Annotated in this window: 25 protein-coding genes; 11 read left to right on the top strand and 14 right to left on the bottom strand. The window is 45.1% G+C overall.

The genetic code is table 11. The features are described from left to right. The first annotated feature begins 70 nt into the window (after positions 1-70). Entirely contained in the window at positions 71-1,321 is a 1,251-nt protein-coding gene (locus IEY13_RS29275) for a multidrug effflux MFS transporter (protein WP_188959274.1), read from the top strand. Here the strand turns inward: IEY13_RS29275 and IEY13_RS29270 are convergent. Both IEY13_RS29270 and IEY13_RS29265 read right to left on the bottom strand, forming a co-directional pair. Beyond that, positions 1,318-2,778, bottom strand: coding sequence for a DUF5689 domain-containing protein (locus IEY13_RS29270; protein WP_188959272.1), 1,461 nt, complete (start codon positions 2,776-2,778; stop codon positions 1,318-1,320). The genes IEY13_RS29275 and IEY13_RS29270 overlap by 4 nt on opposite strands. A 14-nt stretch (positions 2,779-2,792) precedes the next feature. Beyond that, complete coding sequence (locus IEY13_RS29265; RefSeq protein WP_188959270.1) at positions 2,793-5,288, bottom strand: TonB-dependent receptor; 2,496 nt, start codon at positions 5,286-5,288, stop codon at positions 2,793-2,795. A gap of 80 nt (positions 5,289-5,368) precedes the next feature. On the opposite strand from IEY13_RS29265, the gene IEY13_RS29260 reads away from it, so the two are divergent. Then, entirely contained in the window at positions 5,369-6,547 is a 1,179-nt protein-coding gene (locus IEY13_RS29260) for an endonuclease/exonuclease/phosphatase family protein (RefSeq protein WP_188959268.1), read from the top strand. Here IEY13_RS29260 and IEY13_RS29255 read toward each other — a convergent pair. After that, positions 6,486-6,815, bottom strand: a complete 330-nt coding sequence (locus IEY13_RS29255; RefSeq protein ID WP_188959266.1) for a hypothetical protein — start codon at positions 6,813-6,815, stop codon at positions 6,486-6,488. The genes IEY13_RS29260 and IEY13_RS29255 overlap by 62 nt on opposite strands. Positions 6,816-6,953: 138 nt before the next feature. On the opposite strand from IEY13_RS29255, the gene IEY13_RS29250 reads away from it, so the two are divergent. Next, positions 6,954-7,403: a response regulator gene (locus IEY13_RS29250; protein ID WP_188959263.1), complete on the top strand. Its 450-nt coding sequence runs from the start codon at positions 6,954-6,956 to the stop codon at positions 7,401-7,403. 3 nt (positions 7,404-7,406) lie between these two features. Here IEY13_RS29250 and IEY13_RS29245 read toward each other — a convergent pair whose 3' ends face one another. Beyond that, positions 7,407-7,607 (bottom strand): hypothetical protein, encoded by a 201-nt coding sequence (locus tag IEY13_RS29245; protein ID WP_188959261.1) that lies wholly within the window; start codon positions 7,605-7,607, stop codon positions 7,407-7,409. A gap of 201 nt (positions 7,608-7,808) precedes the next feature. On the opposite strand from IEY13_RS29245, the gene rpsF reads away from it, so the two are divergent. From rpsF to IEY13_RS29210, 7 genes are all read left to right on the top strand, one after another. Beyond that, positions 7,809-8,162 carry a 30S ribosomal protein S6 gene (gene rpsF / locus IEY13_RS29240; RefSeq protein WP_146839609.1) on the top strand — a complete coding sequence of 118 codons (354 nt, stop codon included), beginning with the start codon at positions 7,809-7,811 and terminating at the stop codon, positions 8,160-8,162. Between the two features lie 5 nt (positions 8,163-8,167). Beyond that, positions 8,168-8,434: a 30S ribosomal protein S18 gene (rpsR, locus tag IEY13_RS29235; protein ID WP_076382480.1), complete on the top strand. Its 267-nt coding sequence runs from the start codon at positions 8,168-8,170 to the stop codon at positions 8,432-8,434. Between the two features lie 202 nt (positions 8,435-8,636). After that, positions 8,637-9,083, top strand: coding sequence for a 50S ribosomal protein L9 (rplI, locus tag IEY13_RS29230; protein WP_188959259.1), 447 nt, complete (start codon positions 8,637-8,639; stop codon positions 9,081-9,083). An 80-nt stretch (positions 9,084-9,163) separates the two neighbouring features. Next, positions 9,164-10,270, top strand: coding sequence for a carboxylate-amine ligase (locus tag IEY13_RS29225; protein WP_188959257.1), 1,107 nt, complete (start codon positions 9,164-9,166; stop codon positions 10,268-10,270). Between the two features lie 126 nt (positions 10,271-10,396). Further along, positions 10,397-10,933 carry an RNA polymerase sigma factor gene (locus tag IEY13_RS29220; protein WP_188959255.1) on the top strand — a complete coding sequence of 179 codons (537 nt, stop codon included), beginning with the start codon at positions 10,397-10,399 and terminating at the stop codon, positions 10,931-10,933. 2 nt (positions 10,934-10,935) lie between these two features. Continuing rightward, complete coding sequence (locus IEY13_RS29215; RefSeq protein ID WP_188959253.1) at positions 10,936-12,450, top strand: outer membrane beta-barrel protein; 1,515 nt, start codon at positions 10,936-10,938, stop codon at positions 12,448-12,450. 35 nt (positions 12,451-12,485) lie between these two features. Beyond that, positions 12,486-13,463: a hypothetical protein gene (locus tag IEY13_RS29210; RefSeq protein ID WP_188959251.1), complete on the top strand. Its 978-nt coding sequence runs from the start codon at positions 12,486-12,488 to the stop codon at positions 13,461-13,463. A gap of 163 nt (positions 13,464-13,626) precedes the next feature. On the opposite strand, the gene lon is transcribed toward IEY13_RS29210, so the two are convergent. From lon to IEY13_RS29185, 5 genes are all read right to left on the bottom strand, one after another. Beyond that, entirely contained in the window at positions 13,627-16,029 is a 2,403-nt protein-coding gene (gene lon / locus IEY13_RS29205) for an endopeptidase La (protein ID WP_188959249.1), read from the bottom strand. A 223-nt stretch (positions 16,030-16,252) separates the two neighbouring features. Beyond that, entirely contained in the window at positions 16,253-16,849 is a 597-nt protein-coding gene (locus IEY13_RS29200; RefSeq protein WP_188959247.1) for a porin family protein, read from the bottom strand. Between the two features lie 53 nt (positions 16,850-16,902). Continuing rightward, complete coding sequence (locus IEY13_RS29195) at positions 16,903-18,990, bottom strand: putative porin (RefSeq protein ID WP_188959245.1); 2,088 nt, start codon at positions 18,988-18,990, stop codon at positions 16,903-16,905. Between the two features lie 42 nt (positions 18,991-19,032). Continuing rightward, positions 19,033-19,857, bottom strand: coding sequence for a purine-nucleoside phosphorylase (locus IEY13_RS29190; protein WP_188959243.1), 825 nt, complete (start codon positions 19,855-19,857; stop codon positions 19,033-19,035). Positions 19,858-19,893: 36 nt separating this feature from the next. Further along, positions 19,894-21,471, bottom strand: coding sequence for a sensor histidine kinase (locus IEY13_RS29185; RefSeq protein ID WP_188959241.1), 1,578 nt, complete (start codon positions 21,469-21,471; stop codon positions 19,894-19,896). A 106-nt stretch (positions 21,472-21,577) separates the two neighbouring features. Here IEY13_RS29185 and sucC point away from each other — a divergent pair, with 106 nt between their 5' ends. Continuing rightward, positions 21,578-22,789, top strand: a complete 1,212-nt coding sequence (sucC, locus tag IEY13_RS29180) for an ADP-forming succinate--CoA ligase subunit beta (protein ID WP_188959239.1) — start codon at positions 21,578-21,580, stop codon at positions 22,787-22,789. Between the two features lie 141 nt (positions 22,790-22,930). On the opposite strand, the gene IEY13_RS29175 is transcribed toward sucC, so the two are convergent. From IEY13_RS29175 to IEY13_RS29155, 5 genes are all read right to left on the bottom strand, one after another. Continuing rightward, positions 22,931-23,563 (bottom strand): SprT-like domain-containing protein, encoded by a 633-nt coding sequence (locus IEY13_RS29175; RefSeq protein WP_188959237.1) that lies wholly within the window; start codon positions 23,561-23,563, stop codon positions 22,931-22,933. Continuing rightward, positions 23,550-23,957, bottom strand: a complete 408-nt coding sequence (locus IEY13_RS29170; protein ID WP_188959235.1) for a hypothetical protein — start codon at positions 23,955-23,957, stop codon at positions 23,550-23,552. Before IEY13_RS29170 ends, IEY13_RS29175 begins: the two co-directional genes overlap by 14 nt. A gap of 65 nt (positions 23,958-24,022) precedes the next feature. Beyond that, entirely contained in the window at positions 24,023-24,265 is a 243-nt protein-coding gene (locus IEY13_RS29165) for a hypothetical protein (RefSeq protein ID WP_188959234.1), read from the bottom strand. Then, positions 24,213-24,662, bottom strand: a complete 450-nt coding sequence (locus IEY13_RS29160; RefSeq protein WP_188959232.1) for a bactofilin family protein — start codon at positions 24,660-24,662, stop codon at positions 24,213-24,215. Before IEY13_RS29160 ends, IEY13_RS29165 begins: the two co-directional genes overlap by 53 nt. Before the next feature lie 11 nt (positions 24,663-24,673). After that, on the bottom strand, positions 24,674-25,069 hold the full coding sequence (locus IEY13_RS29155; RefSeq protein WP_116742292.1) for a hypothetical protein: 396 nt from the start codon (positions 25,067-25,069) through the stop codon (positions 24,674-24,676). Between the last annotated feature and the right edge of the window lie 8 nt (positions 25,070-25,077).

The raw sequence follows: 25,077 nt of genomic DNA, 5'->3' as shown, positions 1-25,077 counted from the left end.
CTGGTTATAATATACTAAGCCGCAAGGTAAAGCTAAATGAACTATCAAGCGTAAGTATTAGTTTTGCGGCATGTTAATACAACAAACGAGTAATCGTTTTATCCTCATCCTTATCCTTGGTTTACTGGCAGCAATAGGTCCTTTTTCTATAGACATGTACCTTCCGGGTTTTCCGGCCATTGCACGCGACCTGCATACGACTGTAGAACAGGTTGCTTTATCCTTATCCAGTTTTTTTATTGGCATATCTACCGGGCAGTTGTTATACGGTCCTTTGCTTGACAGGTATGGCCGCAAAAAGCCTTTGTACTTTGGGGTTACTATTTATATTCTGGCATCGCTGGGTTGCGCTTTTTCTACCTCGGTAAATATGCTGGTAATACTGCGGCTGTTGCAGGCCCTGGGTGGTTGTGCAGGCATGGTAGCTTCCCGCGCTATGGTGCGCGATTTGTTTCCGGTGCATGAAAGTGCCAAAGTATTTTCATTGCTGATACTGGTAATAGGCGTATCGCCTATTATAGCCCCCACCGTTGGCGGCTATATTACCACCACCTTTGGATGGAAATATATGTTTGTGGCTTTAACCCTTATGGGAATTGCTATTATAACGGCCACCCATTTTCTGTTGCCGGAAAGCAGGCAGCCAGATAAAACACTTTCCCTAAAACCCGGCCCCATTATTCAAAACTTTGCCTCTGTGCTCAGAACGCCTCAGTTTTATACTTATGCACTTACCGGTGCTATTTCTGCGGCAGGCCTGTATGCCTATATATCTGGTTCACCCTACGTATTTATGGAGTTGTATAACGTAACTGAACAGCAATATGGCTGGATATTTTCCGGCATTGCCGCCACCTACGTGTTAAGCAGCCAGCTGAATAACTTTTTGCTGAAAAGATACAGAAGTGAACAGATTATTAAGGCAGCTCTGTTATGCCAGAGTACTGCTGCATGCCTGCTGGTTATAGGTACCACCATGCACCTGCTGGATCTGTTTTCTATCATAGCCCTGATATCTGTATTTCTCTGCTGCCAGGGCTGCTCCTTTCCAAATGCTTCTGCATTGGCGCTGGCTCCTTTCAGCCGCACGGCTGGTAGTGCATCTGCCTTAATGGGTGCCATTCAAATGGGTGCCGGAGCATTTACCTCTGCCATGGTAAGCCTGCTTAGTAACCATACAGCTGTACCCATGACGGGTATGATGGCCTGCTGCGCACTGGTAAGTCTGGGCATTCTGTTTACCGGCAGCACCCTTATTAAATGGAAGGCACGCCAGGCAGATATTGACGACCAAACGCTGGAAATGGTAAAAGAAGGCTAACGCCAGCTGATACGCACATTATCAATAGCAGTGGTAGCGCGGCTGCCGCTACCTGCAGTAGCCTGTAATGCAGCAATGCGCAGCGTTAGTTTTCTGCTGTTATTATGCAGCACTTCCGGCAGCACTACTTTTATAGGGGTATTACTAAAGCGCCCGCCACCGGTGATTACCACTTCCGGTATGGTTTGCAAAGGCGTAAAAACTGTTGGGTTAAGCCCCTGTGCATAATCAACCGTCCATTGTGTAGTACGCTCTGCTCCTGCATCCAGCGATTGCATATTCCAATCTAACTCTATTCCCGTTTTGCCGGTGGTATTGTTTATTTCAAACACAAAAGCCACACCTTTATCTGTTACAGTAACCTGCCGCACACCTGCTGCCCTGTCGTTAGCTGCCTGTTGCTGCGCCTGTGTACTCTGCATTTGTAAACCTGCAGCAGAAGCATAGTTTTTAAACCCTCCGCTGGTATTAGCCCAGCTGGTACGGCTATGTATAAAGTTGGTGGCGGTACCAATGCCAGTAGCAGTGGCACCTGTGTACAGATACATACCCTGTGGCAATACACTATCGAGCGCATTAAAATGCAACAGCAAGGGTGATGCTGTAAGCGCAATACCTGCCGTATACGGCTGTTCCACATCCGGTACTGTTACACGTGTACATCGCAGCGCTTTTAACTGCACATCTGCTGTATCGCGTATCATCAATTGTTTTTCACTGTTAAACACACTGTAAATGCCGGTAACGGTGCCGTTGCCTGCTGGCAGCCGTATGCCCGCAAAAGTGGCATAGGCACTGGTACGCACCGCAACAAGCGTATCTGTACAGGTATACAGCCGGTAGCTGCCTGTTATTTTGGCTTTTGCGTTGGCATAGGTTGCGCCACTGTCTGCTACCGCAAACTCAGCATTGTTAAGGCGTATCAGTGTGTTCTGATAAGGATCGTGCAAAGCAGTAGTCAGCTGGGCTTTTGTTACTGTTGCCGGCACCACCACATTATTCAGGCTACCTTTTACCAGATACCTGCTAAGTAAAGAAGCGGCAATGCCAGCTAAGGTAATATCTGCCGGGTCACTAACGTCCACATCTGCCCCCAGCTGTATCAGCCCCCGGTAATCACCCAGCATAAGGCCCTTCACTTTTACAAACACTTTTCTGCCTATAGGATAATCGTTATACAATCCTGTTCTTTCCAGCAGCAGTGCAATACCACCGGTATTATCCTGCAGTACAATACTTCTGTAAAAATTACCACTGCGGTCATCTGCAGTTACCACACCGGCAATTACCCCATCTGCTGTAATTCTGTCGAAGCGGCCTTTTACAGCGTGTAATGCTTTCAGATCCTGTATGGTAATAGTAGCTTTTATATCTGCATCAGGGAAAGGTTCGGGTGCATCAAATACTCTGTTGCACGACCACGACAGCAGCATGCACAGCAAAAAAACATTTTTCATAATGGCGCGGTTTATTATTGAAATCTGAAATTGATACTGAGATAGAAAGTGGTACCTTGTGCATACCACATTTTAGGCGGATACGTATGGCGGCTTTTGCTTTCAAAATCAAACCGTAACTGCTCATAGGCACCGGAGATAATACGGGTGTTGTTAAGCAGGTTGTTTACTCCCGCATATATCGTCATCCATGTATTGGCCATTCTTTTATAGGGCGCTTTACAGGTATACCCTGCAAACAGATTAACGGTATACTGTGCAGGCCATTCTGTCTGCTGTAATATATCTTTAAACTCATCAGAGCCGGGGCTTACATTATCTGTAGCCATTGCGGTAAGGCGCAGCGGATTTGCCTCCAGCCACTGGCGGCGCGTATAACTGGTAGTAGTGCTGATAAACCACGCATCGGGAGAGCGATAGGTAATACCCGCGCTATAGGCCTCCTGCGGGGTATTGCCTACGCGATAATTTTTGCTATACACAGTGGCTTTTTCCAGTATTTCTTCACTGTTATCTGCAGTTACCAATGCCTGTTGCCGGCTGTTGTAATAGTATCTGCCCACTGCTGCTACTGCTGTAAAAGTAATATCTGGTGTTACGCTGGCTTCTGCTGCCAGCTCAACACCTCCATGCCACTTATTGATATTACTTAATGCGTAGTTAACAAAATTCCGGTACTCATCATGATAAAAGCTCAGCACCTTCATGCCCTGTTTCATCTGCGTAATGTAGGCTGAAGCGTGTATACTTAAACGCGGTGCGTGAATAAGGTAACCTGCCTCTGCTGTTTGAATGGTTTCTGCAACCGCGTTGGCCTGCGCCGTATTACGGGTACGCGGAGAAAGGTATACATTCGCTGCCAGTGGCGGGCGACTGATTACTGCTGCTTGTATATAGGCATAGTGCCGCCCGTTTATTTTATAAGTAAAGCCTGCTTTATAGCCGTAGCCGGTAAACGCATGTGTGGCTGACCTGCCCAATGAGTTATCTGCAAACAAGCCATTGCGCATATAACCTGTTCTGAAATACTGCTGCCGGGAGATATTGCCACCGGCAAACAAATCCACATGCGGCAATGTATAAACCAGTTGCATAAAACCGGCTGCCTGTGAAAAGGTTAAGCTGTAATCGTACCCAAAAGTTTCGCCCTGCCTTACCAAACGGTTGGGTTTATCCAGATTGTTCTGCAGTACCTGGTTATTTCCCGGATCATCTCTTTCCGCAAACTGGTTCCAATCTACAAACCAATCACCTCCCAGTAAATCGTTTATCTGTTTAAAGCGCCGGTTTTGCTGACGCTGGTAGCTGATGCCGGCAGTAAATGCAGCATGCCTGCCCACGTGCGTATTTAACACGCTGTTTGCCGCCAGCCTGAATATCCGGTTTACAGCAGCCTGTACTATATACAACGATCGCAGGCCGGTAATATGATTGCCTGCCATGCCATCTGCACTATAGATAGTAGCGGTATTGGCTCTGTTTACTGCATATAGCCTGTTCCAGTTAACCTGGCTTATTTCCTCATCTTCTGCCCATGCTTTTTCCAGTTGCGTACGCTGTGCCGCGTTGGCAGCATAACCGGGCAGATAACGATAATAGTCAGGCCTTGGATCTGCTGCATTATACCAATCCAGCCCCGTTACTTTGCGGCTTCCTGTGGTAATGCCCAATGCAGTAATAACCGAAGTATGACTGTTGGGGTGATAGTCGTGCGTGGCAATCAGCTGCGGCTGGTGTACTATGGAATAACTGCTGTTCCGCTTCCGGCCATCCTGATATCCCCAGTAAGCATTGTAATAGTTGTTGTTTGTAAGCTGTGCTGTTTGCTGCAAGGTAGCTGCCTGCCTGCCCGCCCGTGTAGCCGCCCCAAAAACAGCCAGGCTGAACAGGTGCCGGGTACCTGCTTTTTTATCAACGGCTGCATAGTAACTGTGGCTATTGTAGTCTGCCGCCTCTACATAGCCGTTACTTCCTGTTCTGCTTACCAACGAGTAAGCCAATGCCCATCCTTTGCTGTTAAAACCGGTAGCCCTTGCATAATAGAACCGGTGTGTATATTGTCTGTTGGCAAATGCATATCCCGTAGCAGTTTGCCTGCGTTGTTTGCCTGCCCGCATATCTATATGAGTAAAACCGCCCGGAAGGCCAAAAGCGAAACTATTGCTCTTACCTCCTGCAACGCTCTGCCGGTTAAGGAGCATTTCGTTAAGGCCGCTCCACGAACTCCAGAACGCGTATCCATTCTCCAGGCTCTGCATGGGCAGCCCGTTAATACCTGTTTCAAGCAAATCAGCATCATACCCTCTTTGTTTAAAACGAACGGCACTGAAATTAAAAGCTGCTGCTGCCGCCACCGGATCGCGCGAAGCGGTAAGTAAGGAAGATACATATACAGGTGTTTCTTCCGATTGCTGTAATGCCTCCAGCGTAACCAGCCGGATACTATCGGGCACCTGTGCAGGCAAAGCAAATGGCAACAGAATACATGCAAAAATTGCAGATGTTTTCATAGCATTAGAATTGGTTGGCAGCAAAAGTGCAGGCTGTATTTTAATCTGCCAATTAAAATTTATGATTGTATTTTCATTACATGATAAAGAAAAGCACTGTTACCAAAGCCTTTGTGACATTATGCCTGCTGATATATATAAATATTATAACATCTTATGCGCAGCAACAATACAAAATTGCTTTAGCTGCATTTTATAACTGTGAAAATTTTTATGATACGTTAGATAATGAGAACGTACGTGATGAAGAGTTTTTACCTGCCGGCATACGCCATTACAACACTACCGTTTATCAGCAGAAGGTGGCAGGCATTGCCCGCGTGCTGGCAGGCATGGGTACCGATAAAAGTGCAGACGGCCCTGCGCTGATAGGGCTGGCAGAAATAGAAAACAAATGTGTTCTGGAAGATCTGGTACAACATCCTTTACTGCAACAGCGGCAGTATGGCATTATCCATTACAACTCGCACGATGCACGCGGGGTAGATGTAGCGTTGCTGTACAATCCGGTATACTTTCAACCCGATACCAGCGCCAGCCTGCCTGTGCTTATTAAAGGCGCGGCCGCCTATGCACGTTTAAAACAGGCGGATGAAGGCCCTTTGGATACAGCCCGTAGCTACCATTATTACTCGCGTGATATACTATGGATAAAAGGCCGGCTGGACGGAGAAGTGGTACATATATATATAAATCACTGGCCCAGCCGCCTGGGTGGCGAAACGCGTACCACACCTGCACGGCAAACGGCAGCACTTATATGTAAGCGCCACTGGGATTCGGTTTGTGTGCGTACGCCGGATACCAAGGCACTTATTATGGGCGATTTTAACGATGATCCTGTAAGCCAGAGCATCAGCCACAGCCTGAAAGCCAGCGGCCGGGCTGATACTGCTTTGCCTGCGGGCCTGTACAATCCCTGGCTGGCGCAGTATAAAAAAGGCAATGGAACCCTGGCGTACCGGGATGCATGGGGTTTGTTTGACCAGATTATTACCAGCAACAACTGGTTGCGTAAACAGCAGGCAGGCTTTATGTTTCATGCCGCCTATATTTATAAGCCTGATTTTATGGTAGAACAGCAGGGCAGGTATACCGGATATCCCATGCGCTTTTGGGAAGGCACGGAAGTAAGAGGTGGTTTCAGCGATCATTTTCCGGTGTATATCGCCTTGCTAAAACAGGTAAAAAGCAGCGTTACCGACGGCGTTGCTGTATCTGCTGCCATAGCTGATCCAGATCTTTCTGCACCGGAATAGTGTTGTATACATACACGGGTATGTTGTCTATTTCCTGTTTGCTGCGGAGCATTTTAATGCAGCTGATAAAATACTGGTCACGCTTTTCCACACCCGGTATAATAATCATATCCGGCGTTTGCCGGGCAATACCTGCCATCAGCGCTTCTGCATCGCTTACCAGATGTATGGTTGCAGAAGCCCAGTATTCGCGCAGCAATTGTACCAGTTGCGTTGTTTGCGCACAATTGTTGCCAAAGAGAAGAACGTATGTATCTCTATGTTTCATTGCAGGCATGTATGCAGGATCAGTAAATGTACACATAGCGGTATGATTTTTTTTAATATTTTGCGTACTTGTTACAGAATGGTGCAAGAGTTACATTTGACAAGCGTAAGCTTTGAAAAGCCAATTAAATAATCACTTATGAATGCTTTACATGAAGATCCCACCCACGTTTTGCTCGCAGATGACGATGATGATGATTATTTTGTTTTTTCATTGGCTATTCAGGAAATGTCTTTCGCTGTACTGTTAACCAGAGCCGAGAATGGTGAGGTGTTAATGAAGCTGCTGGAAGAAAAACATCCCGATATCCTTTTCCTTGATATACTAATGCCCTGTAAATCGGGCCAGCAATGCCTGAAGGAAATAAGAGCCAATAGCAAATACGATTCGTTACCTATTATTGTATACTCCTCATTGCAGGATTTACATAATATTGAATTCTGCTACCGGGAGGGTTCCAACCTGTATGCAGTGAAACCCTCCTCTCTGCCGGAATTAAAAAGTGTACTGGAAAGAATTTTTGCCATTGACTGGAAAAAGATGCTATACTTTCCTCCCATGTCGCAGTTCGTAATTAATCCCTCATAACCATCAGCCTTCTGATTTACGGTTATTGTTGCGATCGATAAATTCGTCCTGTTCTTTAAATGCCTTGTCGTTTTTTACAACAGGGTCTTTATCGGACAGGATGGAGCTATCTGGCTGCCCTTCTCTTACTTTCTGTTGTTCGCTTTGCTTGTTTTCTACGTTTTTTACATCACTTTCAGTGGTAAAGCTGTTATTCTTTTTCATAGTTTTTCAGGTTTGCTTATAGTAATTAAGCAATAACAATACCAGCTGGCCAGCCAGATGCCAGCGTGACGTTAAAAAGGTTTATTTTGGGTTATACCACTGATAATCAGCCACCTAAGCCACCAGGAATACAGTTTGATTTATTGGGTAATTTATTTACCTTTGCAGCCCAATTAATTATTTTAATCAAAATTCAGGGTAATGAACAATTACGAATTGATGGTGATTTTTACCCCTGTGCTTTCTGAGGACGAGTTTAAAGCTACTCAGAAAAAGTACGCTGATTTCATTAAAGAAAACGGCGGAAACGTAGCGCACAGCAATCCCTGGGGTTTAAAATCACTGGCGTATCCTATCCAGAAGAAGACCACTGGTATTTACTGGGTACTGGAGTATTCTGCGCCATCCGACTTCAATGAGAAGTTTAAAATCCAGATGTTACGCGATGAGCAGATCATGCGTTTCATGGTAACTGCACTCGATAAATACGCCGTCGAGTACAATACAAGGAAAAGAAGTGGTGTACCAACCGGAACCGAAAAAGTGGAGGGTTAATTATCATGGCAAAAGCAAATGAAATCAAATACTTAACCGCCATTAAGCAGGAGAAGCCTAAGAAGAAATTCTGTCGCTTCAAAAAATACGGTATTAAGTACATCGACTACAAAGACGTTGAGTTTCTGAAGAAGTTTGTAAACGAGCAAGGTAAAATTTTACCACGCCGTTTAACCGGTAACTCTCTGAAGTACCAGCGCAAAGTGGGTGAAGCTATAAAAAAAGCACGCCAAATGGCTCTGTTACCATATGTAACTGATCTGTTGAAATAAATTCAAAAGTCAAAAATTAAAATTCAAAAAGGGAAATTTACTACAGAGCACTCTGTTTTGCTTTTTTACTTTTGAATTTTGGTTTTTGACTTTCGGCTTTTCCTTTCTAGTAACCATTCCCTAATCTCCGCAGCAGCGAAGAGACAGTCTGAATCAATTTGAAAGAAATGATTGGGCCCTTGGGATACTAACACAAAGAACCATGCAAGTAATTTTAATTCAAGACGTAGACAACCTGGGTGGTAGCACTGAACTGGTTACCGTTAAAAACGGTTATGCCCGTAACTACCTGATCCCTAAAAAATTAGCTATCGAAGCTACTCCTTCTAACCTGAAACAGTTAGATGAGAAACTGAAGGTAAAAGCTAAGAAAGAAGCAGCAATGCTGGCTGAGATTAACAAAGTTATTGCTGTACTGAAAGAGTCTGCTATTAAAGTAGGCGCTAAAACAGGTACCAGCGGTAAAATCTTCGGTAGCGTTACTACCCTGCAGATTGCACGTGCTATCCGTGACCAGAAAGGTTACGAGATTGACCGCAAGCGCATTTCTATTGTTGAAGAAGTGAAAGAATTAGGTACTTACAAAGCAATTCTTGATTTCGGTGGTAGCAATACACACGAAATTGAATTTGAAGTTGTAGGTGAATAATTTCAAACGCATACTGATAAAAAGCCATCCCTCAAAAGGATGGCTTTTTATGTTATAAAGAAGTTGTAATTTAAACCCGAATGGGCACTCTCAATTATAAGCATTTTACCCTGGGCGTAGAAGAAGAGTACATGGTTTTAGACCCGCATACCCGCGAGCTGAAGAGCCATGAACAGCTGATTGTTTCCGAAGGGCATAAACTGATCAAGGACAAGATAAAGGCAGAAATGCACCAGGCAGTAGTGGAGGTGGGAACAGACATCTGTTCTGACATTGATGAGGCCTGGCATGATGTAGCTAACCTGCGTAAAACTGTATCGCAAATTGCGGGAGATCTCGGTTTTACGCTCGGTGCCAGCGGCACTCACCCTTTCAGCCACTGGCAAAGCCAGCTGATTACCGATCATATCCGTTACAGCCAGATTGTAGATGAATTGCAGGAAGCCGCCCGCAGCAACCTTATTTTCGGCCTGCACGTGCACGTAGGCATGGAAGACCGCAAAATGGCCATTCACATTGCCAATTCGGCCCGTTATTTTTTGCCACACGTATATGCCCTCAGCGTAAACTCCCCTTTCTGGGAGGGACGTTTAACCGGCTATAAATCGTACCGCTCCCGCATATTTGATAAGTTTCCGCGCACGGGCATTCCCGACTTTTTTGAAAGCACAGAAGCTTATGAGAGTTATGTAAACCTGCTGATTAAAACCAATTGCATTGACAATGCCAAGAAGGTGTGGTGGGATTTACGGGTGCATCCGTTTTTCAATACCGTTGAATTCCGCATTTGTGATGTACCTATGACGGTGCAGGAAACCATTGCTATTACTGCCCTTTTTCAGGCTATCTGTGCCAAGCTGTACAAACTGCGCAGCCAGAACCTGAACTTTAATATGTACCACCGTTCGCTGATTAACGAAAATAAGTGGCGGGCCAGCCGTTATGGCATAGATGGCACTCTTATAGATTTTGGTAAAGAACAGGAAGTGAATACCCGGGTGCTGATTGATGAGCTGCTGGAGTTTACGGATGATGTGCTGGACCACCTGGGCAGCAGACATGCGATAAAGCTGGTAAACGATATTCTCGCCAACGGAACAGGCGCCGACAGGCAGCTGGCTGTTTTTCATGAAAAAAACAATCTGGTAGACGTTACCGACTATATACAAAGCCAGTTTTTATTGTAAACGGCAGATATTTCAGGCGATTGTAGCGACATTTATAGCGTATGCAGCATTTTACCGGCCAAGCGGGCAGCGCTATGCTATTTTTAGGTATCTATTATTGTAAGGTGCGTAAAACGGTACTGCCTGGTGACAGAACATGAACTGATTAGAGGCTGCATAAGAAAAGATGCTACATGCCAGCGTAAACTTTTTGAGTTGTACGCTGGTAAAATGATGTCTGTATGCTTGCGTTATGCTGCAGACGCCAGTGAAGCAGAGGATATATTACAGGAAGGCTTTATCCGCATTTTCTCTTACATACACCAGTTTAAATTTGAGGGTTCTTTTGAAGGCTGGCTGCGGCGTATTGTGGTAAACAGTGCACTGAAGCAGTTACAGAAGAAAAAGATCAGTTTTAAAGAGATTTCTGACCACCAGGAAAGTTCGCCACGAATGGACCCATATGTGTATTCAAACCTGGGGGAAGAGGAACTGTTGAAGCTGATTAATGCGCTACCCGAAGGGTATCGTGTGGTGTTTAACCTGAGTGTGATAGAAGGATACAGCCATGAGGAAATTGCCCAGTTACTGAATGTACAACCCAGCACCAGCCGCAGCCAGTTAGTAAAGGCGCGGAAGATGCTTCAGAACCAGATAACAGAACTGCAGAAAATTGCTGTATAACAATGACAGACAAACTGTTCGACGACTTTATTCAGGACAAGCTACGCGATCATAGCAGTAAGATTCCTGAAGGGTTATGGACGAGAATTGAAGAAGAACTAAGACCTGAAAAAGAGGACAAAAAGATTGTTCTTCTCTTCCGCCGCTGGTATAGCGCCGCGGCTATACTTGTTTTAGCCCTGGCCGGTGCTACGTGGTTTTACGTAAGTACCTCCGGAAAAAATACGCGTCTGACTGATAAGCCAGTCACTGCCGTAGATGCTACAGTGGCAGATAAAACGCCAGGAACTGTTTCTGTACAGCCCGGCGCTACTACTGCACAAGCATATCCCAATTCGCAAAATGCCGGTTCCTCTGTTGCAACCACCACCGGTGTTAGCCGCAATAAAAAAACGAAAGCTGCCCCTACCCCTGATGCCAATACACAGGATAATGTGGAAGCAGCTACGGGTAGCAATAATGCAGCAACAGCCACCACTCCCCCACTCCGCTCAGGTAGTGGTAAAAAAATACGTCCCCTGCAATCTCCCGGTAGTATTTCAGATAATGCTACAGCTGCCGCTCAGGGCAATGGCATAACAAACGCCCAAAATCCTGTTTCTAATAATGTATTACAGTCAGGTACTACCGTAACTAACCAGGCTGCGTTTGTAACACTACCATCAGAAACCGCAGCCATACCTGCTGCGCAGAAAGCCAATTACGCTATGCTGTTAAGGCAGTATATTCAAAGCCGGGACAATAGCTTCTTTCCTATTATCCGCTGCCCGCCGGTGCGCAACACCGTGCCCAGCGATCTTTTTATTGAAGCATATGCATCGCCGGATAAAGTGTTCCGCCAGTCCTCTGCCAATTATGGCTCCGATGGTTATACAGCCAAGCGTGATACCATGCTTTCCCTGCGCACCTCGTTTACAGCAGGTGTACGGCTGAGCAAGGCACTTACAGAAAACTTATTGCTGAAAGCAGGCCTGCAATACTCGCAGATTAATGAAAACTTTCATTACCGGTTAGAGAACGAGCGGAAAACTGTTACGGTAGTAACCACTCACACCATTTCCAACTCGCCGGGCGATACAATAGTTGTGCGGGATACCACCACCTACGAGCAGATTGGGTATATAGAAAAGCGCGTAAAGAACCGGTACAGAAGTATAGATATTCCGGTGTTATTAAGCTACGAATGGGGTAATAGTCAATGGCGGTTTGCAGTAAATGCAGGCCCTGTTATCAACCTGCGTTCCTGGTATTCCGGCGAACTGCCAGATACTTCCAGCATAGTGAATGGTGTTAAGGGTACCAGTGAAGTGTTCCGCAAAAACATTGGACTGGGTGCTTATGCGGGTGTGAGTATTATTAAAACCATTAATGAAAATATGGATTTATTTGCTGAGCCGTGGTTGCGGTATAACTTTTCTGACATGACGCAGAACGGGCAGGCATTTAACCAGAAGTTTACAACTACCGGCTTGTCGCTGGGCATACGTTATAGATTAAATGGCGGGCAACGTTATTAAACGTAATGGTATCTTATTATTAAATGGAAGCGTGTATGAAACTTCTGTCCGGTTTAGTACTGGTATACATATTATTTTTTTGTTCCTGTAAAAAAGAGCCGGGTACTACGCAGTTTGTATCTTATGAAGATACTACGTGGACGGTTATTGGCCGTACGTTTATCCACCCGCTGGATACCGCTTTTACGGCTGCTTATACAGAAACACTTACCACCCCGGTAACCGGGGGCGATACCTTGCATTTTAACAGGCTGGCAGATGTGTTTTGCCCTGCGGGCTTTTGCACCACCGGCAATGGAGGCGCTGTAAACGGCAAAGTAAACGTATCGTTATTATATGCCAGAACCAAAGGCGATTTCATCCGCTTTGCACGCCCTACTTATAGCAATACAGAGGGGTTGCTGGATAATACGGCGGCCTTTAAAATAACGGTATCGCAAAACAACAAGGCGCTTACACTAACTCCGGGAAAGATGATAAATATTCATTTTGTTTCCCCTGCGGGCCTGCATAATGAAAACAGACCACTTTACGGAGATACAACTATTTACAATACGGGCAACTTTACCTGGCTTGGGCTGTCGAACCAGGCTTTATTGCAGCCGTTTACACAAACCGGCAACGCAGGTATTACCTTTGGTTATAACCTGCTTACCCCTAAAACCGGATGGATGGGTTGCGGACGGGAAGCCGAAAACGCTGGTAGCGCCCAAACCAAGCTGGCGGTGATATTACCACCTATATGTACCAATAAAACGGCCAGTGTATATGCGGTGCTTAAAAACCAGCGTAGTGTTATACGGCTTAACCCTGAAATTATCAGCCGCGCTTTTATATCCGGAAAAATACCGGCTAATACAGAGGTTACCCTGGTGGTAATTGCCAAAACCAAAATGTATTATTATCTGGATTCAGTTTCTTATACCACGGCAGCATCAGGCTGGCAGGCGATAAAAATAAAACCTCACCGCAGCACGAAAGAGGAGATTAATGCCTTTCTGGATTCTTTGTAAGAAACTTACGTTTAACTATAATCAGGCTTAAAAAAATAGACTCCCCTGTGAAAACAGGGGAGTCTTTTAACCCTTAAAACAACCAACATGAAAAAAATCTTATACCAGTATTACAACTTAAAATAGATTTGGTTGCACCTACCGGTATTTTTTTCATGCAATATTATACCAGTGCTATATCCAGCACCTGCTGCATGTTTTTAACGTAATGGAAATCAATTCCTTTTATAAACGTACTATCAATCTCTTTCACGTCTTTTTCGTTCTGCCAGCACATTACCAGTTCACGCAGGCCCGCTCTTTTGGCGGCAAGCACTTTTTCTTTAATTCCGCCCACTGGTAACACCTGACCGCGCAGGGTAATTTCCCCCGTCATTCCCAGGTAAGGTTTTACTTTACGGCCCGTAAAGGCAGATGCCAGTGCAGTAAGCATAGTAATGCCGGCACTGGGGCCATCTTTAGGTACCGCACCTTCTGGTACGTGTACGTGTATGCTTTTAGAAGAGAATGCCTCACTGTTAATACCGTATTTTTTGGCGTTCCCCTGTAAGTAACTAAGTGCAGTGGCAGCGCTCTCCTTCATTACATTGCCCAGGTTACCTGTCAGTTTCAGTTCGCCTTTGCCTTCGCTTAGCAGGGTTTCAATAAACAGAATATCCCCTCCTACGTAGGTATAGGCCAGGCCAACTGCCACACCAGGCATGTTGGCGGTTTTATAAATCTCGTTACTGTAACGCGGTGTACCCAGTATCTTTTCTACGTCTGCAGTAGAAAGGGTATTTTTTATTTTATCCTTTAAAGCATATTCACGTGCCAGGTAACGCATAATGCTTGCCAGTTGCCTGTCCAGTTCGCGCACACCACTTTCGCGGGTATGGTTTTCAATTACTTTTTCCAGCACTTTATCAGAAACCGTAAGGCTTACTTTTTTAAGGCCGTGTGCTTCCTTTTGTTTAGGCACCAGGTGGCGTTTGGCTATTTCCACTTTTTCCTCTACGGCGTAACCACTCAGATCAATAATTTCCAGCCTGTCGCGCAGGGCAGGTTGTATGTTTTGCAGGTTGTTGGCAGTAGCAATAAACAGCACTTTGCTTAAATCGTACTCCAACTCCAGGTAGTTATCGTAAAAGGCGCTGTTCTGCTCCGGATCCAGCACTTCCAGCAGCGCGCTGGATGGGTCTCCCCGGAAATCATTGCCCAGCTTATCAATCTCATCCAGTATCATTACCGGGTTAGATGATTTTGTTTTGCGGATGTTCTGAAGTATACGGCCCGGCATAGCACCTATATAGGTTTTGCGGTGTCCGCGTATTTCACTTTCATCATGCAAACCACCCAGGCTTACCCGTACATATTTACGGCCTACGGCATGTGCAATACTTTTACCCAGCGAGGTTTTACCAATACCGGGAGGGCCTACAAAACAGAGGATCGGGCTTTTCATATCTCCTTTCAGTTTCAGTACTGCCAGGTATTCCAGAATCCTTTCTTTTATCTTCTTCATGCCATAATGGTCGGCATCCAGCGTTTTTTGCGCATTCTTCAGGTCGTAGTTATCTTCCGTATAGTCCTCCCAGGGCAGGTCCAGCATCAGATCCAGGTGGTTATACACCACAGAATAGTCTGGTGTGCTGGGGTGCATACGTTCCAGCTTTTCAATACCCGTTTTAAACATATTGCGGGCAGCTTCGGGCCATTTTTTGTTCTCGCCCTTCTTTTTCATTTCATGCACTTCCCGCTCGTTACTATCACCACCCAGCTCGTCTTTAATACTTTTCAGCTGTTGCTGTAAAAAATACTCGCGCTGCTGTTTATCTATTTCTGTGCGTGTTTTAGTGGTTACCTTGTTTTTCAGCTCTGCAAACTGTAGTTCGCGCTGCAACATTTCCATCAGCTTTTCTGCACGCATTTTTACATCATCAATTTCCAGCAGTATCTGCTTTTCCTTTAACTCTATGTTCAGGTTGCTGCTGGCAAAGTTGATGAGGAAGGAAGGGCTTTCAATATTCCGGAGAATAATAGCCGCTTCGGCAGGCATGTTGGGCGATAACTGTATAATCTGCGCCGCCAGGTCTTTAATAGTACCGGTATAAGCGCTAAAGCTTTCCTCTTCCGGTGCAACATCATCTGGCAGCAGGGCTACTTTGGCTTTAAAGTAAGGTTCTTCTTCAACAAAAGAAACCACTTCAAAACGCTTTTTGCCCTGTATAATAATGGTGGTGCCACCATCGGGCATTTTAATCATTTTTACCACGCGGGCTACGGTACCCACGGTGCATAAATCGTTCAGACCCGGCTCTTCCACGCTCCCATCTTTCTGGGCCAGCACGCCTACCAGTTTACCGCCTTTATAAGCATCGTTTACCGCCTTTATACTTTTATCTCTGCCAACAGTTATCGGCAATACAATTCCAGGAAATAAAACAGTATTACGCAGGGGCAGTAAAGCCAGGGTATCGGGTATTTCCAGATTTTTATCTTGTTCGCTTTCTGATTCATTTATGGGTATAATGGGCAGAAATTCGGTATCATCATCTCCCTTTAGAAAGAATTGATTGTTATTCATATACTTCCGGTTCTTCTTGTGGTCAAAATGTCATTAAAGCGCTACGAGGGTATGCCTTGCAGTCGGAAGGTAACTGGGTCAATTAAAATGCCAAAGCGGAAAAAATAGCAGTTTAGTATCAAAATGACAGGAAACCGATGAAACACGGCCGGGAACATTGCAGAAAAGATAAAAAAAGGGCCGGAAGCATGCTTCCGGCCTTATATACTTACAGGTATTTGTATTACAGAATACGGAAACCTACGCCCAGCTGTACCTGCTGGCTTTTCCACTTGTCCTGGTTAGATACATCACCCACATCACTTAAACCAATGTTATAACGGCCATATATACGCAGTGCGCTCAGGTTTACCTGTGCACCCAGTGCCAGCGCAAAGTCACCGGTTTTAAATGCATCTCCTGCATTGGCCAGTAAAGTTTTCTGGTTGTTCAGCAATATGCTGTACTGAGGTCCGGCATGGAAGGTTAATAACTGGCCCGCATTAATTCTTAACAGAATAGGAATGCTGAGGTAGTTAAGGTGAATGTTATCTCCCGGCTTAAAAATGTCGTTGGTTTCGTTGGTAACCTTGGTGTTGGTTTGGTTAAACAGCAGCTCGGGCTGAATACCAAAAGTTTTGCTGATGTCTATTTCTGCAAAGCCACCCAGATGAAAGCCGAGGTTATAGCCGTCTTTAAACCTTACCCCATCCAGTTTACCAATGTTAGCACCTGCTTTAGCACCCAGGTGAAAGCCTTGTGCATTACCTGCAATAGTAATAGCGGTAATGGCAAACAATGAAAGCATAAAGGATAATACACGTTGCTTATTTGTTTTCATATAAGTTGTTTTGCTATGCCAAAGCCAATTATATGCCAAAGATGCAACTGCCTCTAATTCACAAAGTTCCACCAGATACCATAACGGAAAAACAGGGCTCGTTGTGGATAATGTGCGGCCGAAAAATTGTATTTGGTAAAGCCAAACCCATCTGCAGGGTTAAACGTGTTTATGTTTTCTAACCGTAGAAATCCTTTAAAACTTTTTATACGAAAATGCAGAAACAGATTAATATCGGGTCTGTTGCTGGTGGTATAGCTTTGCTGGTAAAAGAACTGCCCGGTAAAAGGCGAATAGCTGTCTGCCTTGTAGGGCAGGTAATAGCGCAGCTCCATACCTGTTGCCAGAAAAAGGTTTTTGAAAAAGTTACCCTCAAACACCAGCCTGTTGGCTGTAAAAGCCAGCGGTATATTAACAGGCACATTTTCCCCGGCTTTCTGCTGTAGATGTATCTGCGTATACCAGTTCCAGTACTTACTCAGCTTAAACGACTTTTCAGCAGATACATGCAGTATATTAAAGATGGTGCCTGCCTGCTGTGCAGCTATATAATTATCGAAATAGGTATAGTTGGTTAACAAATAATAATTGCCGGAAAGCTTAAGGTGTGCAGCTGGTATGTCAATATTGGCAAATAAACGGGTAGTATTTTCTTTACCGAAAGTGCTGCCGGAGCCTGCTTTAAGCGACGGAAAGGATGACCGGTTATCGTAAATAAAGGAAGGCGTACGGTTTACGTTCTGAAAGCCCAGTTGTATGGAGCCCACCTTAGCCCCCAGTACTCCTTTTATACTTCCTGTTACAGCGTAATCGCCTGCATAGGCACCTGCCAGGTACAGGCGGCCTGCTGCAAATACATCCCAACGCTGGTTGCGTGTTCTGTTACGATATTCTGCATCGCCATATATGTTGGTAAAGCTGGTACCAAAAGCGGTATCGCCACCATAATATAAAAACTCACCTTTTATCTGTTGAAACCCTGCACCCAGTTTTAAAAACTGGTTCATGTTATTTTTCTCCGGAAAGGAGATAATGGACAACTCATTGGTAAAATTTTTCCACGAGTCTTTATACTGTAGCGGGTTGCTGGTAACCAGCAGGCCAAAGTAATTGAGATAATTGGCCGGTATAGGCTGATTATCTTTAAACGCATAATTAGACGTTATATAATTGAGTGTATGCTGAAAACGGATACGCGGATAAAACAATCGTACTACATTGGAATCTGTTACAATGGAATCTTTCTGCCCCAGATCGTAACTATGCCGATACAGAATCATTTTATCGGAGTAGTTTGTACTGGTACCAATGTCAGCACTGAAAAAGTTTCTGGAAGAGGCGGTAACGTTATTGGCCAGGCGGGTTTCTACGTTAAACGCACTGCTTAAACTTTGTTTGGAAATACTATCTACTGCTTTATCATCTACCACCCCACCATTTTCGCCGGAGCGGATATTGTTGGTGATAAACACAAAGTAAGAGGTGTATCTTTTATTGGGACTGAGATAATATGTGTTGAAGCGAATGCTGTTGTGGCTTACGTTCTGGCTTTTGAATGAGCCGGGGGCATTGATAAACCGGTATTCAAAAGTAACGTTGAAGTTAGGCTTTCTGTTTTGGGTATGCAGAATGTTTATCATCTGCTCCGAATTGGGGCCTATCATATAACCCAGCTCGGTATAAGGCCGGGTGGTTTGGAAAAAACGGGTTTCGTTCAGCTTATACCGGTATATATCGTACGAATGAAATCCTGCATCGAAGCCCGCCTGCAGGTTGGGTTTAAATATCAGCGAACGTGCTGCGTTACCAAAATTCCCGATGTCAACATAATCAACCGGTACCGGGTAGCGGGTAGTGAAATCGTTCAAAGAAGAATCCAGCTTTCTGGTTCTGGTAGAATCGAAAAAACGAAAGGATATGGTAATGGAATCTTCCAGCGGATCTCTGTGCTGTAAAGAGTCTGCCCCCTTGTTCCGCCGCATGGGCCTGCCCTGGCTGTCGTACGTGATATTAGACGTATCCCTGCCGTTGCCTACCTGCAGATTTCTGTTAATGGTGGTTTGCCCTTTAACAGTTTGCGTAATAGTAAACAACACTACTACGCAACAAATAAACCGGCCCAGGTTGTTAAGGTGTGACATGTATGCAATGTAAAACGTAAGCTGTAAATGAAATGGTAAATACTAAATAGCCGCCACCAGTTCTCTGAACAGCGCTGTTAATTTTGGTTCTGCTTCTTTTGCTGCCGCCAGCACCTCTTCATGCGTAATTACATTTTCATCTTCGCGAATGCCCAGATCAGTAATTACACTTACCGCAAACACTTTCATACCTGCATGTACCGCTACAATGTTTTCCTGCACAGTACTCATACCCACTGCATCGCCACCTACGGCCAGTATTAAACGGTATTCTGCCTTGGTTTCAAACGTAGGCCCGGTTACAGCGGTGTATACCCCTTCCTTCAGGTCAAAGCCCAGTTTCTGGCCAATGGCGCGCGCTTTAGCCAGCAAGTCTTTGCTGTAAGGCTCAGTCATATCCGGAAAGCGGGTACCCAGTTCGTCTTCGTTTTTACCCAGCAGCGGGTTAACGGTAAAAAAGCTGATATGATCGTTAATCAGCATCAGATCGCCCACCTTAAAAGAAGTGTTTACCGATCCGGCTGCGTTAGATAATAATAAAGTTTCTACACCCAGTAACTTCATTACGCGCACAGGGTAAGTAACCTGCTGCGCCGTATAGCCTTCGTAAAAATGAAAACGGCCGGCCATTACCAGCACTTTTTTGCCACCCAGCTCGCCAAACAGCAACTTGCCGCTATGGCCTTCTACGGTACTTACCGGGAAATGGGGTATTTCGTTATAAGCAATTTCGTGTTCTACTTTAATTTCCTGGGTAAAATTGCCCAGTCCGCTACCTAACACAATGGCTACCTGAGGTACCTCTGAATAACGTTTTTGTATAAAACTTACTGTTTCACGTAACTGCTGCATTAATTGTGTTGCCATTGTGTACTTGTGTTAGGCCGCAAATATAAAGAAACTTCACCCCTGCCCAACAGGCAAAATAATGTAGAAAGCAGTGCCTTTACCCTCTTCCGATTCGGGGTAAATAATTCCTTTATGGGTTTGTACAATTTTACGGCAAAGAGAAAGACCTATTCCCGCCCCCTGAAACTCACCCACCCCGTGTAAACGGCGGAATATCTCAAATATCTGGCTGCTATATTTAGGATCGAAGCCTATTCCGTTATCGGTAAAACGTATTTCGTACCATAACTCCGCATCTGACGGCAGTTCGCGGGCGGTAAGCTGCTGACGTTGTACCTGGCGGCAGCTGATGGTAACAGAGGGCGCTGTACCCGGCCTGGTAAACTTAAGGGCATTACTGAACAGGTTGTAAAACAACTGATTCATTTGCAGTGGAATAGCCCTAAGCACAGGCAGGTTTTCCACCTGCACATGCGCGCCTTTTTCCGCAATGGACAATTCAAAATCGCTTACTACATTGTCTACCACCTGGTTAAGATCTACGGCTACAAATTCGTTTTCAGATTGTAGCAGACGGGAGTATTCCAGCAGGTCGCGGATAAGTAAAGACATTCTTTCAGAAGAACGGGTAATACGCGACAGCAACACATCGGCTTTGTCCGGCAATCCCGGCAGTTCCCGCAGCATCTCTGTAAACACATGAATTTTCCGCAGCGGTTCCTGCAAATCGTGTGATGCCACGTAGGCGTATTGCTCCAGCTCGTGGTTAGACTGGCGCAGGCTCAGGTTGGCTTTCTGCAACTCCATATTGCTGCGTTTCAGTTCCTCTGTACGGGCAGCTACTTTATCGGTAATATCTTCAATAATGCTGATGAATACGTCGGGCGAGCCATCATCGTGCCGCACCAGTGAGGCGCTGAGTCTGCCCCACACCGCTTTGCCCTGTTTGGTAATATATCTTTTATCCAATACAAAAGAAGGTATCTCCCCTTTTAATGCCAGCTGAATAAACTCGCCGTTGGCATCCATTTCTTCCGGATGACTTATATCCTGCACATTTACCTGATACAACTCTTCCGGTGTATAGCCCAGCATTTTACAAAAAGCGCCGTTCACCATCTGAATATTGGCCTGGGGGTCTATAATCACCACGCCTACAGCCGCATTTTCAAAAGCCTGTCGAAAGCGTTCGCCTACGCTTAACAGCTCCGCCTCTTTGCGTTTGCCTTCTGCTGCGGCAGTTTCTTTTTCTGCGGTAACATCTACGGCAGTACCGGTAAGCAATTCAGGCTGGCCTTCTGCATTAAAAAAGCAGCGGCCGGTAACGCGTATCCATATATAACCTTTATGTGCAGGACTTTTAAAACGATATTCCATTACCGCCGGCTCGTTGGGATGCAGGTTTGCTTTCTGGTAAAGAACGGATTGTGCAGACAACAGATCATCCGGATGAATGGCATCCATCAGCTGGCTAAAGGTAATGGCTGCCTGGGGCCAGTGGTATATACCGCGGCATACTTCATCCCACTCCAGTTTTTCCTGTTGGGGATAGTAGCGCCATACGCCCATACCAATCGCCTTCAGCGCCTGAACAGCCATTTCGTGTGCTATCGCAGTTTTCTCTTTTTCCATCGGGCAGGAACGTTATAATCAAATATCGTATTTAATTCAAAGTACTAAAAAGGCATTTTTCATTTACCTGCATCTGCCCTATCTTCGCCTGCAAATTTTTTACTGTATGAACTTGCATGAATACCAGGCAAAGGAATTATTAAAGAAATACAATGTTCCCGTACAGGAAGGCATTGCAGTAGATACCGTTATGGCCGCTGAAGAAGCGTATCGCCAGATTAAAACGCAGACAAACAATAACTTTGCTGTAGTTAAAGCTCAGATACACGCAGGTGGTCGCGGTAAGGGTAAAATTGAAGGTAGCGAGCAGCGCGGTGTTGCTGTTGGTAAAAGCCTGGAAGACGTTTCCACTATCGCCAAAAACATATTAGGTGGTACGCTGGTTACTATTCAAACAGGACCAGCCGGTAAAAAAGTAAACAAGGTATTAGTAGCTCAGGATGTATATTATCCTGGCCCCAACCCTGTAAAAGAGTTTTACCTGTCTATTCTGCTGGATCGTGCAAAGGGTCAGAACGTGATCATGTACAGCACAGAAGGCGGTATGGACATTGAAGAAGTGGCACACAACACTCCTGAAAAAATCTTCAAAGAGTGGGTACACCCTTCCGGTGGTTTACAGGGTTTTCAGGCACGTAAAATTGCCTTTAACCTGGGCCTGAGCGGTGAAGCTTTAAAAAGCTGCGTAAAGTTTGTTACTAACTTATATAATGCATACGTAGGTTTAGACTGCGGTATGCTGGAAATTAACCCTCTGTTCAAAACCAGCGATGAAAAAATCATTGCGGTGGATTGTAAAATGAGCCTGGATGAGAATGCTTTAATGCGTCATCCTGACCTGGCTGCCCAGCGTGATATTTCAGAAGAAGATCCTACTGAAGTAGAAGCGGGTCAGTTTAACCTCAACTACGTAAAACTGGATGGTAACGTAGGTTGTATGGTAAACGGTGCCGGTTTGGCCATGGCTACTATGGACATGATTAAATTAAGCGGTGGCGAGCCTGCCAACTTCCTGGACGTAGGTGGTACTGCAAATGCACAAACCGTAGAAGCTGGTTTCCGCATTATTATGAAAGACCCTAACGTGAAAGCTATTCTGATTAACATCTTCGGCGGTATTGTACGTTGCGACCGTGTTGCTGCTGGTGTTATTGAAGCTTACAACAAACTGGGTAACATTCAAATTCCTATCATTGTACGTTTACAGGGTACCAACGCTGCTGAAGCGAAGAAACTGATAGACGAAAGCGGACTGAAAGTACAATCTGCTATTCTGTTAAGCGAAGCTGCTGACCTGGTTAAACAGGCTGTAGCGTAACTGACAGGTTACTATACTTTAGTAAAGGCCGCCCCATGGGGTGGCTTTTTTATGGCCGTATAAGCCAGATAAAGAGTTATTGCGGCGCGATAACTTACTGTTTGCGGGAATTACATATTTTTTTTACAGCAAGGGGTAAGCTTATTCCGGCGTGGACAAAACTTTTACTTCGCTCAGAGGGCTGAATGTGTAGAGATGCCCGGTTTTTACTTCCAGACATATATATCTTTTCCGACGCTTATCACCTTTTTTAAACACCCGGCCGTTGTCAGTTTCAAACAAAACACCTTCGGGCAGGCTTTCCAGTAAATGATAGCCTGCGCGGTTGCGTGTGTTGTAACGGCGTAATACCAGTAGCAACTCCGTTTCACCACTTGCAGTGGCAGCGGGGTTCATAATAGAGCTTCTTAAAGCCTCTTCTATATCGGCGGGAAACAAACGGTGTTGTACAAAAGTTACCAGCAGATTGCTGTACAGGGTTTTCCATTCCTTACCATGCGCCTCAACCCTGTTGCCAAATTGCTCAAAGGTTAACAGATGCGCCAGTTCGTGCAGCAGGGTAATTAAAAACTCGTACTTGTTAAGATTACCATTGATACTGATACGGTGATTTTTGCCGTGTGTGGCATGGCGGTAATCGCCCAATACAGTTTTACGGGCTTTGGTAACAGTTAAATGCACCTTATAGGTGTGAATATACTGTACTACCTTTTCAAAACTCCCTTCGGGCAAATAGGCTGCCAGGGCCTGCATTGGATGCTCAGCGGCTGCCATGTTTTTCCTTGTTCAGCCTGAAAGCTCCGGCCACCTCTATTATCGAATACACAATATACAGTGCCATACAGATCAGCAAGGCATACTTATTTCTCGCTTTACCGGCCATGTATATATAGATAAAGGCGGCACCTGCTATAGAAAACAGTTTCAGCACAGTGGTGCCCATTATGCTTCTAACAAAAGCATGCGGGTTGGCTGTTTTCAATGCCCTGAAGTGCATAACTGCACTGATTACTGCCAGCACAAACAACAAACCATTACCCCCCTGTATTACCAGCGGATCAATATTACGTTGCTGTAACTGCGGCTGAAAGCTCAGACACAGAATGTTTACCAGCACAAAAACAACTATCAGCGGAAAAAATGTATTGCGAAGCGTTAACCGATCCATGATTATTCAGAAGTCAAAAAGTAAAAAGCCAAAAATAACGCATTTCTGCTGCCATTTTCCACTTTTTACTTCCGGCTTCCGGTATCCTTTACTACTTTAATAATAAGGGCAATAATAATCACTAATGGTAATAGCCAAACCAGTAAGGGCATACCTGTTTTCAGCCGCGCATCCAGCTTAATGCCTGCGTATACACCCAGGGCCAGTGCCGCCAGTAACTGAAAAGCAAAACCTGCATACTGCCACAGCAGACGGTTATTCTGCGGCGACTGCTGCGATTTTTGGTTGTCTTTCTGGTGTTGCTGCATTTTTATCGGTTAACAGTTCCACCACCTGAGAGGTGGCAGCACCCGGCATTGAACATTTACCATTAAAGCTAACGGTAGGTTCCATAGATAACTTAGCCGTTAAAATGTCGCCGTTAATGATAGCGTTGTTGCGTAAGGTAACCTGTTCTTTTACATGCAGATTGCCGGTTACTTTTCCGGTAATATCTACCTGCAATGCAAACACATTGCCTTCCACCTCACCGTCCACACCAATTACTACTTTGGCGGTACAGTGTACGTTCCCAATCATTTTCCCGTCAATACGAATGTCGCTCTGACTGTGCACTTCGCCTTGAATGGTCATTCCTGGCCCGATCATACTGGTTTTTCCTGAAGATATCACAGGCTCTTCAGCTTTGTTTTTAGGGGTAAACATAAGCTCAATGTTTAGTCGTTTGAAATTTCAGCCTTAGGTACGCTAATTGCATTTGTATCTCGGGGTATGGAAGTATTTCCGGTCATCACCTTTCTTATATTATCCAGGTATTGGTCTTTTAAACGAATAGATTGCTCCAGTGAATCAGTTCTTATTTTCAGTACCTGCAATTCTGTACGGCTTTGCCTGCTACCATATCCGGGTATGTAAAATTTTAACGGGGTTAATACCAGCAAAGCCACAGTAAAACTCACCAGTAAAACAAACACCACACTCAATCCAATGTATACACTCAGGCGCGATAGCTTAAAAGTAACCACCTCCTCATACGTATCATCATTCATTACCACCAACCGGTACCGGTTTCTTAACCGCCGCAGGGTGGTTTGCGTTTCTATCTTAGCCATGCGTTCGA

This window comes from Filimonas zeae (assembly GCF_014641615.1).
Classification (GTDB): Bacteria; Bacteroidota; Bacteroidia; order Chitinophagales; family Chitinophagaceae; genus Filimonas; species Filimonas zeae.
The sequence above is the reverse complement of the archived record's forward strand: the minus strand, read 5'-3'. Positions and strand labels throughout refer to the sequence as shown.